We start from the raw sequence: 15,856 nt of genomic DNA on the forward strand, positions 1-15,856 counted from the left end.
GGTGTGCTCTTTCGGGCGGGATCACCACCCGTTTGGGTTAAAGCCCGCCGTGATGGCAGAGGGCGTACGGGTCGTGGTCCTACCGTCACTGAGTGATGAGCAGCAGGTCTGACACGCCCTCCCAGACAACCGGCGCGCACCGCCGACACCGCGCGCCGGTGCAGCGTGGCCGCACCGCGCCGGGTGCCACCAGGTCCCCGGCGCGGCGGCCGCGCCTGCAGGGGACCCTGCCCGCGCAGCCCCCCGCCCACTACGAGCCGTATCTGGACGGGCTGTTCACCTACTGCCTCTCCGTGCTGTGCGAGCACGACTCCGCCGCCGCCGCCCTCGGCGACGTGCTGGCCGTGGCCGAGCGCCAGCGCGCCCGGCTGCGCGACCCGGAGCTGCGCAGACCCTGGCTGTACGCGCTGGCCCGCTGGGCGTGTCTGCGCACCCTGGCCGAGGGGGGCCCGGTGTCGGCGCCGGCCTCGGCGGACGTGGCCGCCCGCAGGCGCGGCGAACTGGCGGCGCTGGCCTGGCCCGAGGCGGCGGGGACCACGCCCGAGCAGCGGGAGGCACTGGAGCTCGCCGTACGGCACCAGCTGGCGCCGCACGAGGTGGCCCTGGTCGTGGGGCGGGAGCCGGACGTGACACGGGCGCTGCTGGCGCAGGCCGCCTGCGAGGTGGAGCGCACCCGGGCGGCGCTCGCCGTCGTCGAGCTCGGCAACTGCGCGGCCGTCGCCCGTCTCGCCGGTGACGCCCGGGTGCTGCTCGGTTCGGCGCTCCGCCGTGAGCTGGTCACCCACGTCGACATGTGCCCGCACTGCCGGGTCACCGCCGAGCGCGCCGTGGCCACAGGTCCCTGGCCGGGCTTGGCCACCACCGCCGCCACGGCCGTGCTGTCGACGGTCGAGGCGCCCCGCTCGGCCGCGTACGCCGCCCTGCTGCACGCCATGCGGGGCGGCATCGGACGCACCCGCCAGGGCACCCCGCGCTTCGACCGGCGCGGCTTCCCCATGGACCTGAAGGAGCGAATGGCGCGGCGGGCCCGGATGCGGCACCGCGCGGTGACCTCCACGGTGGTGGCGGCCGTCGTCGCGGCGCCGGTGCTGGCGCTGTGGGCGGCGTACCACGGTGCGCCGCTGGCCCCCGAGCACAAGGGGGAAGGCTCCCTCAGCGCCGGAGAGGGCATCGACGGCGAGCAGTACGAGAAGGCCGGTGTCGCGGGCGCCGCCGAGCGCGGGCGCTCCCATCGCGGAGGCCAGGGCCGTCTGTCGGTCTCCGTCGCCTCCGCCGCCCCCTCGGCGTCCACCGCCGGCCCCGCGTCCGCCTCGGCCGGCGCCCCTGGCTCGGCCTCGCCGTCCGGCGCCACCGCCGAGGGCGAGGACGGCGGCGACCGCTCGGCGCCCCGACGCGGCCGGCTGCTCGTGGAGGCCCGCTCGCGCGGTCAGCACACCGTCGTCATCCTCCGGGCCGAGGGCGACGCGCCGGTCCGCTGGAGGGCGGCCACCTCCGAGCCGTGGCTGCGGCTCAGCCGCTACCACGGCAGGCTGCGCCCGGGAGAGAGCATGACGCTGATCGTCTCCGTGGACCGCTCACGCGAGCCGGTCGGGGCCTGGACGGCGCGGATCTGGTTCGACCCGTCGGGCGCGGTCGTCACGATCGAGGGGAGGGGGAAGCCGCAGCCGCCGCCCCCGGAGCCCTCGCCGACGCCCTCGGCCTCGGCCCCCGATCCCTCACCGAGCGACCCGCCGAGCCAGAGCCTCCCGTCCTCCCCGCCGCCGCCCGCCGAGGGGGACGGGAGCGAGGAAGAGGGTCAGCGATAAGAGGCCGCGCGGACAGGCGGGCCGGCGTCGGGGGTCGACGGCTCTCGCCTGGCGGCGTTGTCGTCGGTCGCCGCAGCTCCGCTGCGTCTCCCTTCTCCGCCTTGCCCGGCTCGGCCCTCGACCCGCTCCTTTCTCCACCCCGCCTATCAGGCGGCACGCGACGTGCCGCCTCAGGAGCCGCGACCTCTCAGGGAGAGGGCCGGCAACAGGGTGCGGGTGTCTCGCGGGCCGGCGGCGTCGCGGAGCCGTCAGAGGCCCTCGTCCACCCCCCGGGGCGCCTCCGGGGCCGGATCAGCGGGGTCGGCGGGATGCGGGGCGATCGGCAGCAGCGAGGCGAGCCGCTGCTCGCACAGCTCGACCAACCGGTCGTAGGCCTGCGCTCCCATCAACTCCGTGAGCTCCGCCCGGTACGAGACATAGACCGGTTCGCCCGCGCCGTGCGCGGACCGCGCGCCGGTGCACCACCAGTGCAGGTCGTGGCCGCCCGGGCCCCAGCCGCGCCGGTCGTACTCGCCGATAGAGATCATCAGCACCCGTGTGTCGTCGGGGCGGTCCACCCAGTCGTAGGTACGCCGGATCGGCAGCTGCCAGCACACGTCCGGCTTGGTCTCCAGCGGCTCGCGGCCCTCCTTCAGCGCCAGCGTGTGCAGCGCGCAGCCGGCGCCGGCCGGGAAACCGGGGCGGTTGAGGAAGACGCAGGCCCCCTGGTGCCGCCGGGTCTGCCGGTCGCCGTCCTCGTTGACCTCCGTCCAGCCCTCCGCCTCGCCGACCGCTTGGAACTGCCACAGCTCCGGGGTGAGCCGCTCCACGTGCCCGGCGACGCGTTTCTCGTCGTCGTCGTCCGAGAAGTGCGCGCCGAGGGTGCAGCAGCCGTCGCTGGCCCGGCCCGCCTCGATGCCCTCGCAGCCGCGGCCGAAGACGCAGTTCCACCGTGAGGTGAGCCACGTCAGGTCGCACCGGAAGACCTGCTCCTCGTCCGCCGGATCGGCGAACTCCACCCACGCGCGCGGGAAGTCGAGCCCGACCTCGTCGGACACGTCCGGGTGATGCCGCCGCTTCGTCGCCTTTTTCGCCTTCGCCACGATGTCAGGGTAAGCACGTGAGGCTTCTCGAGTGGTCACCCGCGCACGTCCCGATACCCCGCATGTCTTCGCACCGGCCCCGGCGCAGTAGCGTTCCGGGCATGAGACTCGGGGTCCTCGACGTGGGTTCGAATACCGTCCACCTGCTGGTCATGGACGCGCATCCCGGCGCGCGTCCCCTCCCGGCGTACTCCCACAAGGCGGAGCTGCGGCTCGCGGAGCTGCTGGACGAGGACGGCGCGATCCGCGAGGACGGCGTGCGGCGGCTGATCGCCCAGGTCGCCGAGGCCCTGGTCGTCGCCGAGGACAAGGGTGTCGAGGACGTCCTGCCGTTCGCCACCAGCGCGGTGCGCGAGGCTGCCAACGGCGAGCAGGTGCTCGCCCGGGTCGCCGCCGAGACGGGGGTCAATCTGACCGTGCTGTCCGGGGAGGACGAGGCACGGCTCACCTTCCTCGCCGCGCGCCGCTGGTTCGGCTGGTCCTACGGCCGGTTGTTCATGCTGGACATCGGCGGCGGTTCCCTCGAGATCGCGTACGGCATGGACGAGGACCCGGACGCCGCCGTCTCCCTGCCGCTCGGCGCCGGCCGGCTCACCAGCGGCTGGCTCCCCGGCGACCCGCCCGCCGCCGAGGACGTGCGCGTCCTGCGCAAGCACGTGCGGGCCGAGGTCGCCCGTACCGTCGCGGAGTTCAGTCGCCTCGGCGCGCCCGACCACGTGGTGGGCACTTCCAAGACCTTCAAGCAACTGGCCCGGATCGCGGGCGCGGCACGCTCCGCCGACGGCCCGTACGCGCGGCGCACACTCAGCCGCACGTCGTTGGAGGAGTGGGTGCCGCGGCTGGCCGCCATGACCGAGAGCGCCCGGCGGGAGCTCCCCGGCGTGTCGGAGGGCCGGGCCCGCCAGCTGCTGGCCGGGGCGCTGGTCGCGGACGCGGCGATGGACCTGTTCGGGGTCGCCGAACTGGAGGTCTGTCCCTGGGCGCTGCGCGAGGGCGTCATCCTGCGCCGTCTGGATCTGATGGCGGGCGCCCGCGGCTGAGGAGGGGCCCCTGCCTGTGGCGAGGGCCCGCTTGTCCGTGGCGCCGCGCGCCGCCGCCGCCGTCCGCCGCCGTCAAACCCGCGTGTCGATCGCGTCACGTCGCCCGGGTACGGTGTGCCGTTCGGCCGACCCGCCGCCGTACGCTGTTCCCCGTGGCAGCCCCTGACCCTGTGGACCCGAACGGACACACCGTGCGCGTACCGGACGCGAAGGTCGCGCTGTCCACGGCCTCCGTCTACCCGGAGTCCACGGCGACGGCCTTCGAGATCGCGTCCCGGCTGGGCTACGACGGCGTCGAGGTGATGGTGTGGACCGACCCGGTCAGCCAGGACATCGAGGCACTGCGTCGACTGTCCGACTACCACGCCATCCCGATCCTGGCGGTGCACGCCCCCTGCCTGCTGATCACCCAGCGGGTCTGGTCGACCGACCCGTGGGTGAAGCTGCAGCGGGCCCGCGCGGCGGCGGAGAAGCTGGGCGCCTCGACCGTGGTCGTCCACCCGCCCTTCCGCTGGCAGCGCAGCTACGCGCGGGAGTTCGTCGCCGGCATCTGGCGGATGGCGGACGAGACCGACGTCCGGTTCGCCGTCGAGAACATGTACCCGTGGCGCTACCGCGACCGGGAGATGCTCGCGTACGCCCCCGACTGGGACCCGACCAAGGACGACTACCGGCACTTCACCATCGACCTGTCGCACACCGCGACGGCCAGGACCGAGACGCTGGAGATGCTCGACCGCATGGGCGACCGGCTCGGCCACGTCCACCTGGCCGACGGCAGCGGCTCCGGCAAGGACGAGCACCTGGTGCCCGGCCGCGGCAAGCAGCCCTGCGCGCAGGTGCTGGAGGGCCTGGCCGCGCGCGGCTTCGACGGGCACGTGGTGATCGAGGTCAACACCCGGCGCGCGATGTCGGCCGCCGAGCGTGAGGCGGACCTCGCCGAAGCGCTGGCCTTCACCCGGCTGCACCTGGCGGCGGCCGCCCGGGCGCGCTGATGGCCCCGGAAGCCGAAGGCACGGACAGGCGAGGCCGCGGCCGCCCCGCCGGGAGACGCTCGGGCACCGTCGAGACCCGCGACCGCATCCTCGCCGCGGCCCGCCAGGAGTTCGCCGCCCGCGGCTACGACGCGACCTCCGTCCGCTCCATCGCCAAAGCCGCGGGCGTGGACCCGGCGCTGGTCCACCACTACTTCGGGGCCAAGGAGCAGGTTTTCGCCGCCGCCACCGAGGTGAGCTTCGAGCCCGCGTTCAGCGTTCCGGACGTCCTCGCGGGCGGCCTCGAGGGCGTGGGGGAGCGGCTGGCCCGTTCCTTCGTCTCCGTCTGGGAGAACCCCGCCACGCGGGCCCCCATGCTGGCGATCGTCCGTTCCGCGGTGACCAACGACACGGCCGCGGGCGTGCTGCGCGGCATCATCCTGCGGCGTCTGCTGGAGCGCGTCGCCTCGGAGCTGAGGGTCCCCGACCCTCGGCTGCGCGCGGAACTCGCGGGCGCCCAGATGCTCGGCATGGCGATGATGCGCTACGTCATCAAGATCGAGCCGTTGGCGTCGGCGGACATCGAGGAGGTCGTCGCGCTCGTCGCGCCGACGCTCCAGCGCTATCTGACCGACCCGGGACCGGTCGTGGGACCCGCCACCGGCTGAGCCGGGCGCCACGGCGGCGCACCGGTCGGCGGCATCCACAGCGTGGACTCGCCGTCCGGAATACGGACACACCGCCGCTCGGCGGGGCCGAAGGCGTAGGCTCGAAGGCTCCAAGGATGGAAACGTAGGGAGTGGTCCCCGTGCCCGAGCTGAGGTCCCGCACCGTCACCCACGGCCGCAACATGGCAGGCGCCCGCGCCCTCATGCGGGCCTCGGGCGTAGCGAGCGAGGACATCGGCAAGCCGATCATCGCGGTGGCCAACAGCTTCACGGAGTTCGTGCCCGGCCACACCCACCTGCAGCCCGTCGGCCGTATCGTCAGCGAAGCGATCAAGGCCGCGGGCGCCGTGCCGCGCGAGTTCAACACGATCGCCGTCGACGACGGCATCGCCATGGGCCACGGCGGCATGCTCTACTCGCTGCCCTCCCGCGACCTGATCGCCGACTCCGTCGAGTACATGGTCGAGGCGCACTGCGCCGACGCGCTGATCTGCATCTCCAACTGCGACAAGATCACTCCGGGCATGCTGATGGCGGCCCTGCGCCTCAACATCCCCACCGTCTTCGTCTCCGGCGGACCCATGGAGGCCGGCCGGGCCACCCTCGTCGACGGCACGGTCCGCACCCTCGACCTGATCGACGCGATCGCCGACGCCGTCAACGACAAGGTCCACGACGAGGACATCCTGCGCATCGAGGAGAACGCCTGCCCCACCTGCGGCTCGTGCTCGGGCATGTTCACCGCCAACTCGATGAACTGCCTCACCGAGGCGATCGGCCTGTCCCTGCCCGGCAACGGCTCGGTCCTGGCCACGCACACCGCCCGCAAGGGCCTCTACGAGGACGCCGCCCGCACGGTGGTCGACCTCACCCGCCGCTACTACGAGCAGGACGACGAGTCCGTCCTGCCGCGCTCCATCGCCACCTTCGCGGCCTTCGAGAACGCCATGGCCCTCGACATCGCCATGGGCGGCTCCACCAACACGATCCTCCACCTGCTCGCCGCGGCCCAGGAGGCCGGCGTCCCCTTCGGCCTGACCGACATCGACGCCGTCTCGCGCCGGGTGCCGTGCCTGGCCAAGGTCGCGCCCAACGTCGCGAAGAACCGCACGTACTACATGGAGGACGTGCACCGCGCCGGCGGCATCCCCGCCCTGCTGGGCGAGCTCCACCGCGGCGGTCTGCTCAACGAGGACGTCCACGCCGTCCACTCCCCGTCCCTCGCCGACTGGCTCAAGACCTGGGACGTCCGCGGCGGCTCCCCCTCCGCCGAGGCGGAGGAGCTCTGGCACGCCGCCCCCGGCTGCGTCCGTTCCGCCGAGGCCTTCTCCCAGTCCGAGCGCTGGGAGGCCCTCGACCTGGACGCCGCGGAGGGCTGCATCCGCTCCGTGGAGCACGCCTATTCCAAGGACGGCGGCCTCGCCGTGCTCCACGGCAACCTCGCCGTGGACGGGTGCGTGGTGAAGACCGCCGGCGTCGACGAGTCCATCTGGACCTTCGAGGGCCCGGCCGTGGTCTGCGAGTCCCAGGAGGAGGCCGTCGACAAGATCCTCCGCAAGGAGGTCAAGGAGGGCGACGTCGTCGTCATCCGCTACGAGGGCCCCAAGGGCGGCCCCGGCATGCAGGAGATGCTCTACCCCACCTCATTCCTCAAGGGCCGAGGCCTCGGCAAGGCCTGCGCCCTCGTCACCGACGGCCGCTTCTCCGGCGGCACCTCGGGCCTGTCCATCGGCCACGCCTCCCCCGAGGCGGCCTCCGGCGGCACGATCGCGCTGGTGGAGGACGGGGACCGCATCCGCATCGACATCCCCGGCCGCAGCATCGAACTCCTCGTCCCCGAGGAGGAACTTGCCGCCCGCCGCACCGCCCTCGACGGCGTCTACGCCCCCCGGGCCCGCGACCGCAAGGTCTCCCTGGCGCTCAGGGCCTACGCGGCCATGGCCACCAGCGCCGACAAGGGCGCCGTCCGCGACGTCTCGAAGCTCGAGCGCTGAGCCAGGGCCCTCGCCGGCTCGAGGTGCGCACCGGACCCGGCGCCAGCTATCAGATCGTCAGGACCTGCCGCACGACGCCAAGGTGCGGATCTTCTGCCTGACGCCGGGTGAGACGGTCAGCGGCCACTACGGCACGTCGAGCGTCCGGGACCGCGCCGGTCCCGGCCAGCACCTCTCCGACGCCTATGTGCACACGGGCAGCGACGGCTACGTCGCCGGGCGCTGCGGATGATCGATACCTGACCGAGCCGCCCGGTGGGTCGCGCCCGCGTCCCACGGGAAGAACAGAACGCATGACCACACAGCCGGCTCACCGCGTGCTCGCCCGCTCCTTCAACGCCGTCGCCGCGCAGTACGCCGCGGCCCGCCCCGGTTATCCCGGAGAGCTGTTCCACGCCGTCGAGGAGATCAGCGGCCGGTCCTTCGCCGGGGCCACGGTCCTGGACGTGGGGGCCGGGACGGGGATCGCCACGGCGCTGATACGGGCCCGCGGGGCGCATGTGACGGCCGTGGAGCCCGGGGAGGGGATGGTCCGGCAGCTTCGGGCGGGGCATCCGGACGTGCCGCTCGTGCGCGGGGACGGGGACGCGCTGCCGTTCGCGTCCGAGGTGGCGGACTTTGTGACGTACGCCCAGGCATGGCACTGGACGGACCCGGCCAGGTCCTCCCCCGAGGCGGCGCGGGTGCTGCGCCCGGGCGGTGCGCTGGCGCTGTGGTGGAACGTGCCGGACACCGGCGTCCCCTGGGTCGGGGAGCAGGAGGAGCGGCTGTCCCGTGCGGTCCCCCGCTACCACGACAACGGCCTGACGGGGCCGGCGGAGGACATCCTCCGCTCGCTCGGCACCCGCTTCGGCATGCGCACCGAGTCGCGGGTGCTCCCCTGGACGCGCACCGTCGCGCTGGACACGCACCTGGCGATGCTCGGCAGCCGGTCCTACTTCGCCGTGCTCGACCCGGATGCCGCGCGCCGCATCCTCGAGAAGGAGCGGCGCGCGCTGCTGGCGCTCTTCCCGGACGGGCAGGTGGTCGAGCCCTACAAGGTCGACCTCACGGTGGCGGTCAAGGCCCGCCGCGCGAAGGACCGGCGGACGAAGGACCACCGGACAAGGGCCTGACACGCGCGGGGGACGGGGCGGGCGGGACAGGCCGGCTGGGCAGGTCGGCGGGACCGGTCGGCCCGGATGAAGTACCCGGGCCCCGAACGCGGCCGAGGAGCAAGGCCACAGGCGGCACACGGGCGGCCTCACCGCGGCCACCACCCCGCCTACCCGGGGCGCCGCCTTCCCGCCACCGAACCGACGACGCCGACCACGCCCGCGACGAGGGCTCCTCGCCACAGGCCGTCCCAGACGCTGCCGAAGAGCCCCTCCGAGGTCAGGACCTGGCGCATCACGACATCGGCGACGAGCAGCATGCCCGCCGGCACCAGCGCGACGCGCCACGGGTGGGCGGCAGCCCAGCGCCGCAGGCGGCGGTCGGCCCGGGGGCCGCGGCCGGTCACCGCGCCGGCGCCGCCGACGAGGAAGAAGAGCATCAGCGCGACGGACACGGCCGCCGCGACGACGCCGAGCCCGAAGTCACCGCCCAGCGCGGAGGCGGCGAGGGAGACCCCACCGCCGATCGCGCCGACGGCTGCCGCCGGACGCCAGGGCCCCAGGGTGGCCGAGGCCACCGCGAGCTGCCGCTTCTCGGCTCCGGTCACGTCCTTGGATGCATCGGTAGAACGCCTCATTGGGCCACGGTCACTCTCCGGCGCCTGTCCGGCCATAGGGGATGACCCTGAGACGGCCCGGAACCGCGAGCCAGGGGCGACGCCCTGTGCCGCCCGGTCCCGGGCCGCCGCCTCACACCCGTGCGCCCTGCACCCGGACCGGTGTCACCCCCTCCTCGTTGTGCCGCTCGGCCCAGCCGAGCAGGGCCATGCCGCAGGCGTGGTCGAGGTGCCGCAACCGGCGCAGGTCCAGCTCCATCGGTCGATCGCGGGGCAGCGCCTCCAACTGCTCCAGCAGCTTGGGCAGTCGCAGGAACGTCGCGTTGCCCAGGACGCGGACGACGACGGGACCCTCGCCCCTGTCGTCGATCTCCACATGGGTCTGCGATGTCTCCCAGGCCGCCTTGACCACAGCCGTCAGCAGACCGATGAGCACCCCCTCGAACATGTTGGTGGCCACGATGCCCGTAGCGGTGACGACCAGGACGACGACCTCGCCCCGGTGCTCGCGCCACAGCGGCACGATCTCCTTCACCGGTACGAGCTTCCAGCCCGCGTGCACCAGCACACCGGCCAGCGCGGCCACCGGGATGACCCCGAGCGCGCCGGGCAGCAGCGCCGCGAACAACAGCAGCCACACGCCGTGCAGCACGCGCGCCGCCTTCGTGCGGGCGCCCGCCTGCACGTTGGCGGAGCTGCGTACGATCACCGCCGTCATCGGCAGGGCCCCGAGCGCTCCGCAGACGGTGTTGCCGGCGCCCTGCGCGATGAGTTCCTTGTCGTAGTCCGTCCGCGGCCCGTCGTGCAGCCGGTCCACGGCGGCGGCGCTGAACAGGCTCTCGGCGGAGGCGATCAGCGTGAAGGCCAGCGCGGTGCCGATCATGGACAGGCTCGCCAGCCCCGCGAACTGCTCGGCGCCCGGCGGCTGGACGACGTCGAGCAGTCCGGCCACCTCGACGCGCTCGACGGGCAGGGCGAACAGCACGGCCGCGCCTGTCGCCAGCGCGACCGCCGCGAGCGGCCCCGGCAGCAGCCGTGCGGCACGGGGGATGCGGGGCCACAGGACGAGGACCGCGATCGTGCCGCCGCCGACGGCCAGCGCGGTGAGCGCCGTGGGCGAGGCGAGGGTGCCGGCGACCAGTCCGGGCAGTCCGGCGATCTTCGCCGGACCTCCGGCCGGCGCCGCCGTGTCGGTGAGCGCGTAGACCTGTCCGGCGATCAGCACGAGTCCGATGCCGGCCAGCATGCCCTGGACGACGGCGACGGAGATGGCCCGGAACCAGCGGCCCAGCCGGAGCACGCCCATGGCGAGCTGGAGCGCGCCGGCGCAGAGCACGAGCACGCCCAGCGAGGTCAGGCCGTATTCCTGGACCGCCTCGTAGACCAGGACGGTCAGTCCGGCGGCGGGGCCGGACACCTGGAGGCTGCTGCCGGGGAGGAACCCGGCCACCAGGCCCCCGGCGACACCCGTGACCAGACCGAGTTCGGCCGGCACTCCGGAGGCGACGGCGACGCCCACGCACAGCGGCAGGGCGACGAGGAAGACGACGAGCGAGGCGGTGACGTCGGCGCGCAGTGACTCCGGGCTGGGCAGTCGCGACACGGCGCGGATGAGGCGACTCACCGGACGGGCGCGGGATCGAGGGAGCCGCGGATGGGCCGGGCGGCTGGTGGCGGGAGGGCGGGACAAGCGGCGGGGAACGGGGGGATGAAGTCCTGCATCAGGGGGTCCTCCAGGGCGCCCCGCGCCGGGTGTGGCGCGGGACGTACGTGGTCGAGCAGTGTGGGGGTCGGTCTCCCGGACCGTGAACGCCGCGTACGGACGCGTGCGTGCGTGTACGGACGCGGCGTTCGCACCGACCCGGCGCGGGCGCGGACCGGGGCGGGGCCCGGGCCGAGGACGGCAGCCGCGGCCGGCGGGCCAGGGCAGCCGCCAGGCCGTGCGCCTCAGCAGCGGCACGGGCAGCGGACGGGCCATGGGATTCCGGAGGCGCTCCGGATCCTCAGACGGGTATCGCCTGCCGTGCGAACAGAGGCTCCGTGGTGGTGGCGGACGTCCGGCCGACCTCCACCGGACCCTTGCCGGCGGCGACGGCGACGGCGACGGCGACGGCGGCGACGGCGGTGGCGGCGGCGGTGGCGGCGCTGGAGCCCGTCCGGGTACACCTGCGCGTCGCGCCGTCCCGCGGCGCGGGTGCCGGAGCCGCGGCGCTCGCCGTCCCGGGCGGCGCCACGCGTATGCCGCTGCCTCCGCGCCCTCCTGCGAGGCGGCTTCCGGCCGGGGGCTCCGAGAGCGCCATCGTCGTGTCCGCTCCGCGACCGGAGGCGGTAAGGGGATCGGCGGCGCGGCCTATCGCCGCGAACGAGGAGGGCAGCAGTGCCGCCACGACGGCGACAGGACGCGCAACTCCCTTGGCCGATAGCACAAGTGCCCCCGTTCCGATGTGTAGCCGCCCTTCAATGTGCGCAGACAGCCACTCCATTTTGCAAGCTCTTTAGGTAAACGGAGCGTAAATGGTCCGTCACTCGGACGGAGGGATCCACCCCCTCTTGACGCCCCGACGCGCGCCGCAGCATTATTCATCGCATGATGAATAAACTCGAGGACGCCGTCGAACGGAACCGGGACCCAGGCCCCGGACCAGCAGTGCACGCCCGCGAGCTCACCGTCGTCCGCGGTGGCCGCACCGTCCTCGGCGCCCTGGAGTTCACCATCCCCCGAGGCCGGATCACCGGCCTGCTCGGACCGAGCGGCTGCGGGAAGTCCACTCTCATGCGCGCCGTCGTCGGCACCCAGGCGGCCGTCACCGGCACCCTCGACGTCCTCGGTCTGCCCGCCGGCCACCGAGAGCTGCGTCCCCGCGTCGGCTATGTGACCCAGGCCGCCTCTGTCTACCGGGACCTGACGGTCCGCCAGAACCTCGCCTACTTCGCCGCCGTCCTCGGCGGCGACGCGCCCGACCACGTCGAACGCGTCATCGCCGACGTCGGCCTGGCCTCCCACGCCACCGCCCTCGCGGGCAACCTCTCCGGAGGACAGCTGGGCCGCGTCTCCCTCGCCGTGGCCCTGCTCGGTACCCCGGAACTGCTCGTGCTCGACGAACCCACCGTCGGCCTCGACCCCGTCCTGCGGCGCGACCTGTGGGAGCTCTTCCGTCGCCTCGCCGCCGAACAGGGCGCCGCCCTCCTCGTCTCCAGCCACGTCATGGACGAGGCCGAACGGTGCGACGAGCTGCTCCTCATGCGCGACGGCCGCGTGCTCGCCCAGGGCGCCCCCGCGGAGCTGCGCGCCCGCACCGGCGCCTCCACCGTCGAGCAGGCCTTCCTCCGCCTCGTCGACGAGGCCGCCGGCACGCTGCCCCACCAGGCCGAGGAGGCAGTCCGATGAGCATCCGCCGCACCCTCGCCACCACCCGCCGGGTACTGCTGCAACTGCGCCACGACCCGCGCACCATCGCCTTGATGCTGGTCGTGCCCTGCGTCCTGCTGACCCTGTTGTCCTGGGTCTACGACAGCGCCCCCCGCACCTTCGACACCGTCGGCGCGTCGCTGCTGGGCATCTTCCCCCTCATCACGATGTTCCTGGTCACCTCGATCGCGACGCTGCGCGAACGCACCTCCGGCACGCTGGAGCGCCTGCTGTCCATGCCGCTGGGCAAGGGCGACCTGCTGGCCGGGTACGCCCTCGCCTTCGGCGCCGTCGCCGTCGTCCAGGCCGCCCTCGCCACCGGTCTCGCCGTCCTGGCGCTCGGACTCGACGTCGCCGGCTCCGCCTGGCTGCTGCTCCTGGTGGCCCTCGCCGACGCCTTCCTGGGCACCGCCCTCGGGTTGTTCGTCAGCGCCTTCGCGGCCGGCGAGTTCCAGGCCGTGCAGTTCATGCCCGCCGTGCTGCTGCCGCAGATCCTGCTCTGCGGACTGCTCATGCCGCGCGACCGGATGCAGCCGGTGCTGGAGGCCGTCTCCAATGTCCTGCCCATGTCGTACGCCGTCGACGGGATGCAGGAGGTGCTCACCCACACCGGCGTCACCGGCGACTTCGTCCGCGACATCGCCGTCGTCGCCGGCAGCGCCGCCCTCGCCCTCGCCCTCGGGGCGGCCACGCTCCGCCGCCGCACCGTCTGATCCCGCCCGGGTGACCGCACCGTGGACGGCACGGCCTCCGGGCCGCCACGGTGCGAGGATGGCCGCATGACGCAGAAAGTCGCTGTGCTCGGCACCGGCAAGATCGGTGAGGCCCTCCTGTCGGGCATGCTCCGTGCCGGCTGGAAACCGGAGAACCTGCTGGTCACCGCCCGCCGCCCGGCCCGCGCCGAGGAGCTGCGCGCCCGCTACGGCGTCGAACCGGTCTCCAACGAGGAGGCGGCCAAGGCCGCCGACACCCTCATCCTCGCCGTCAAGCCCCAGGACATGTCCGCCCTCCTGGAGGAGCTCGCCCCGCACGTCGCCGCCGACCGCCTGATCATCAGCGCCGCGGCCGGCGTCCCCACCTCCTTCTTCGAGGAGCGCCTCGCGGACGGCATCGCCGTCGTCCGCGTCATGCCCAACACCCCGGTGCTGGTCGACGAGGGCATGTCCGTCATCTCCGCCGGGAGCCACGCGGCGGAGGAGCACCTGCTGCGCACCGAGGAGATCTTTCAGCCGGTCGGCAAGACCCTGCGCATCCCCGAGTACCAGCAGGACGCCGCCACAGCCCTCTCCGGCTCCGGGCCCGCGTACTTCTACTACCTGGTCGAGGCCATGACCGACGCCGGCATCCTCCTCGGCCTGCCGCGCGCCCAGGCCCACGACCTCATCGTGCAGTCCGCGATCGGCGCCGCCGTGATGCTCCGCGACAGCGGCGAGCACCCCGTGAAACTCCGCGAGGCCGTCACATCCCCCGCGGGCACCACCATCAACGCCATCCGCGAGCTCGAGAAGCACGGCGTGCGCCACGCCCTGATCGCCGCCCTGGAAGCCGCCCGCGACCGCAGCCGCGAACTGGCCTCCGGCGACGGCTGACCCGCCCAAGGGAGCGGAGCCGGCGGGCCGCTGCCCGCCGGCAGGGGCCCGCCGCCCCCTCGCGGGGCCCGCGGGAGGTCAGCCCGCCGGCAGCAGCCCGATCGCCCGGTAGGCCGCGTCCACCGTCGGCCGGGCCAGCGCCCGCGCCCGTTCGGCGCCGTCCCTGAGCACCCCGTCCACGTACCCGGGGTCGGCCACCAGCTCCGCGTGCCGCTCCCGCAGCGGCCGCAGCTCCTCCACGACGGCCTCGGCCGTGTCCTTCTTCAGAGCGCCGTACGAGTCGTACCCGGCCGCGAGGTCCTGCGGCGGACGGCCGGTGCACGCCGAGAGGATCTCCAGCAGATTCGCCACCCCGGGCCGAGCCTGCGGCTCGTACGCCACGTCCCGCCCGCTGTCGGTCACCGCCCGCAGCACCTTCCTGCGGACGACCTCCGGCTCGTCGAGCAGATAGACGATCCCCGGACCGGTGTCCTCCGACTTCCCCATCTTCGACTCCGGCTCCTGCAGGTTCATCACCCGTGCCCCCACCGGCGGCAGCACCGCCCGGGGGACGGTGAACACACGCCCATAGCGGTGGTTGAACCGCACCGCCAGATCCCGCGTCAGCTCCACGTGCTGCGCCTGGTCGTCGCCGACCGGCACCTCGTCCGCCCCGTACGCCAGGATGTCCGCCGCCATGAGCACGGGATACGTCAGCAAGGACAGCCGCACACTCCCGCCCCGCCGCTGCTCCCTGGCCGCCTTCTCCTTGTACTGCACCATCCGCCGCATCTCGCCGTCGGTGGCGGTGCATTCGAGGAGGTACGCCAGCCGGGTGTGCTCGTCCACATGGCTCTGTACGAAGAGCGTGCACAGCCGGGGGTCGAGGCCGGCCGCCAGCAGCAGCGTCGCCGCCTGCCGGCTCAGCCGCCGTACGCGGGCCGGATCGTGCTCCACCGTGAGCGCGTGCAGGTCGACGACGCAGAACAGCGACTCGGCGCGGTGCTGGTCCACAGCCGCCCATTGCCGCACGGCGCCCAGGTAGTTGCCCAGGGTCAGGTGCCCCGTCGGCTTGATCCCGCTGAAGACCCTCGTCATCGGTGTTTCCTCCCGGCTGTGGGACCGCCGCGGTCGGCGAGCCGGAGCAGAAACACGTACGGCCGCCGAAGCGGCGGCCGTTGGATGCATGCGCTGCGCGTCGGCCGCCGTCAGGCGGCCCACCACAGGTACGAGTGCGCATGCTCGGTCATGCCTCGAAGGTAGCCCGCAAACCTGTTGACGGCCACAGGTTTGAAGCACCGTAGGGCGTGGTGTAGTGTTCCCTAGCTGCCTCGGACGGGTCACCCCTCCAGAGGCGGCCACTCACGCCACCTGGCGCACACCACTACTGCACGACATCCCTCCGGGGACGATTTCGGCGTGCCGAAATCCGAACCGAATGGCTCGATTATGAGCCGCCGAGGAAAGCCGCTAAAGTAGTGGACACGCCGGAAGGCGCGAAAGGAAAAACCCCGCTGACTGGGGATCAGGACGGAAACGGTCTGATAGAGTCGGAAAAGCCGGAAAGCGAAAGCCGGAAGGCGGAACCCCCTCCAGGGGGTGGCA

15 protein-coding genes are annotated in these 15,856 nt (G+C 73.6%); 10 read left to right on the forward strand and 5 right to left on the reverse strand.

Annotation, left to right across the window (positions count from 1 at the left end; translation table 11 throughout):
- Nucleotides 1–95: 95 nt before the first annotated feature.
- Nucleotides 96–1,805, forward strand: a complete 1,710-nt coding sequence (locus ACRWND_RS16015) for a BACON domain-containing protein (RefSeq protein WP_431949755.1) — start codon at nucleotides 96–98, stop codon at nucleotides 1,803–1,805.
- 248 nt (nucleotides 1,806–2,053) lie between these two features.
- On the opposite strand, the gene ACRWND_RS16020 is transcribed toward ACRWND_RS16015, so the two are convergent.
- Complete coding sequence (locus ACRWND_RS16020; protein ID WP_431949757.1) at nucleotides 2,054–2,887, reverse strand: hypothetical protein; 834 nt, start codon at nucleotides 2,885–2,887, stop codon at nucleotides 2,054–2,056.
- A 101-nt stretch (nucleotides 2,888–2,988) separates the two neighbouring features.
- On the opposite strand from ACRWND_RS16020, the gene ACRWND_RS16025 reads away from it, so the two are divergent.
- The 6 genes from ACRWND_RS16025 (at nucleotide 2,989) to ACRWND_RS16050 (ending at nucleotide 8,678) form a co-directional block, all read left to right on the forward strand.
- The gene (locus ACRWND_RS16025; RefSeq protein WP_431949759.1) at nucleotides 2,989–3,927 is read left to right on the forward strand and encodes a Ppx/GppA family phosphatase; all 939 of its coding nucleotides are present in this window, start codon (nucleotides 2,989–2,991) and stop codon (nucleotides 3,925–3,927) included.
- Between the two features lie 191 nt (nucleotides 3,928–4,118).
- On the forward strand, nucleotides 4,119–4,922 hold the full coding sequence (locus ACRWND_RS16030; RefSeq protein ID WP_431949785.1) for a sugar phosphate isomerase/epimerase family protein: 804 nt from the start codon (nucleotides 4,119–4,121) through the stop codon (nucleotides 4,920–4,922).
- Nucleotides 4,922–5,569 (forward strand): TetR family transcriptional regulator, encoded by a 648-nt coding sequence (locus ACRWND_RS16035; RefSeq protein ID WP_431949761.1) that lies wholly within the window; start codon nucleotides 4,922–4,924, stop codon nucleotides 5,567–5,569. Before ACRWND_RS16030 ends, ACRWND_RS16035 begins: the two co-directional genes overlap by 1 nt.
- A 140-nt stretch (nucleotides 5,570–5,709) precedes the next feature.
- Nucleotides 5,710–7,563 (forward strand): dihydroxy-acid dehydratase, encoded by a 1,854-nt coding sequence (ilvD, locus tag ACRWND_RS16040; RefSeq protein ID WP_431949763.1) that lies wholly within the window; start codon nucleotides 5,710–5,712, stop codon nucleotides 7,561–7,563.
- A gap of 82 nt (nucleotides 7,564–7,645) precedes the next feature.
- Nucleotides 7,646–7,795 carry a hypothetical protein gene (locus ACRWND_RS16045; RefSeq protein WP_431949765.1) on the forward strand — a complete coding sequence of 50 codons (150 nt, stop codon included), beginning with the start codon at nucleotides 7,646–7,648 and terminating at the stop codon, nucleotides 7,793–7,795.
- 61 nt (nucleotides 7,796–7,856) lie between these two features.
- A complete protein-coding gene (locus tag ACRWND_RS16050; RefSeq protein ID WP_431949767.1) occupies nucleotides 7,857–8,678 on the forward strand; it encodes a class I SAM-dependent methyltransferase in 822 nt (273 codons plus the stop codon).
- Between the two features lie 149 nt (nucleotides 8,679–8,827).
- On the opposite strand, the gene ACRWND_RS16055 is transcribed toward ACRWND_RS16050, so the two are convergent.
- The 3 genes from ACRWND_RS16055 to ACRWND_RS16065 all read right to left on the reverse strand — a co-directional run bounded on the left by ACRWND_RS16055 (nucleotide 8,828) and on the right by ACRWND_RS16065 (nucleotide 11,661).
- Nucleotides 8,828–9,295, reverse strand: a complete 468-nt coding sequence (locus ACRWND_RS16055; RefSeq protein WP_431949769.1) for a hypothetical protein — start codon at nucleotides 9,293–9,295, stop codon at nucleotides 8,828–8,830.
- 112 nt (nucleotides 9,296–9,407) lie between these two features.
- A complete protein-coding gene (locus tag ACRWND_RS16060) occupies nucleotides 9,408–10,898 on the reverse strand; it encodes a SulP family inorganic anion transporter (protein ID WP_431949771.1) in 1,491 nt (496 codons plus the stop codon).
- 379 nt (nucleotides 10,899–11,277) lie between these two features.
- Nucleotides 11,278–11,661, reverse strand: coding sequence for a hypothetical protein (locus tag ACRWND_RS16065; RefSeq protein WP_431949773.1), 384 nt, complete (start codon nucleotides 11,659–11,661; stop codon nucleotides 11,278–11,280).
- 200 nt (nucleotides 11,662–11,861) lie between these two features.
- On the opposite strand from ACRWND_RS16065, the gene ACRWND_RS16070 reads away from it, so the two are divergent.
- From ACRWND_RS16070 to proC, 3 genes are all read left to right on the forward strand, one after another.
- Nucleotides 11,862–12,662 carry an ABC transporter ATP-binding protein gene (locus ACRWND_RS16070; RefSeq protein WP_431949775.1) on the forward strand — a complete coding sequence of 267 codons (801 nt, stop codon included), beginning with the start codon at nucleotides 11,862–11,864 and terminating at the stop codon, nucleotides 12,660–12,662.
- Nucleotides 12,659–13,396, forward strand: coding sequence for an ABC transporter permease (locus tag ACRWND_RS16075; RefSeq protein ID WP_431949777.1), 738 nt, complete (start codon nucleotides 12,659–12,661; stop codon nucleotides 13,394–13,396). Before ACRWND_RS16070 ends, ACRWND_RS16075 begins: the two co-directional genes overlap by 4 nt.
- Nucleotides 13,397–13,462: 66 nt before the next feature.
- Nucleotides 13,463–14,272, forward strand: a complete 810-nt coding sequence (gene proC, locus ACRWND_RS16080) for a pyrroline-5-carboxylate reductase (protein ID WP_431949779.1) — start codon at nucleotides 13,463–13,465, stop codon at nucleotides 14,270–14,272.
- A 78-nt stretch (nucleotides 14,273–14,350) separates the two neighbouring features.
- Here the strand turns inward: proC and trpS are convergent, their stop codons facing one another.
- Nucleotides 14,351–15,349, reverse strand: coding sequence for a tryptophan--tRNA ligase (gene trpS / locus ACRWND_RS16085; protein WP_431949781.1), 999 nt, complete (start codon nucleotides 15,347–15,349; stop codon nucleotides 14,351–14,353).
- Nucleotides 15,350–15,856 lie beyond the last annotated feature (507 nt).

This window comes from Actinacidiphila sp. bgisy167, from assembly GCF_965342175.1.
Taxonomy (GTDB): domain Bacteria; phylum Actinomycetota; class Actinomycetes; order Streptomycetales; family Streptomycetaceae; genus Actinacidiphila.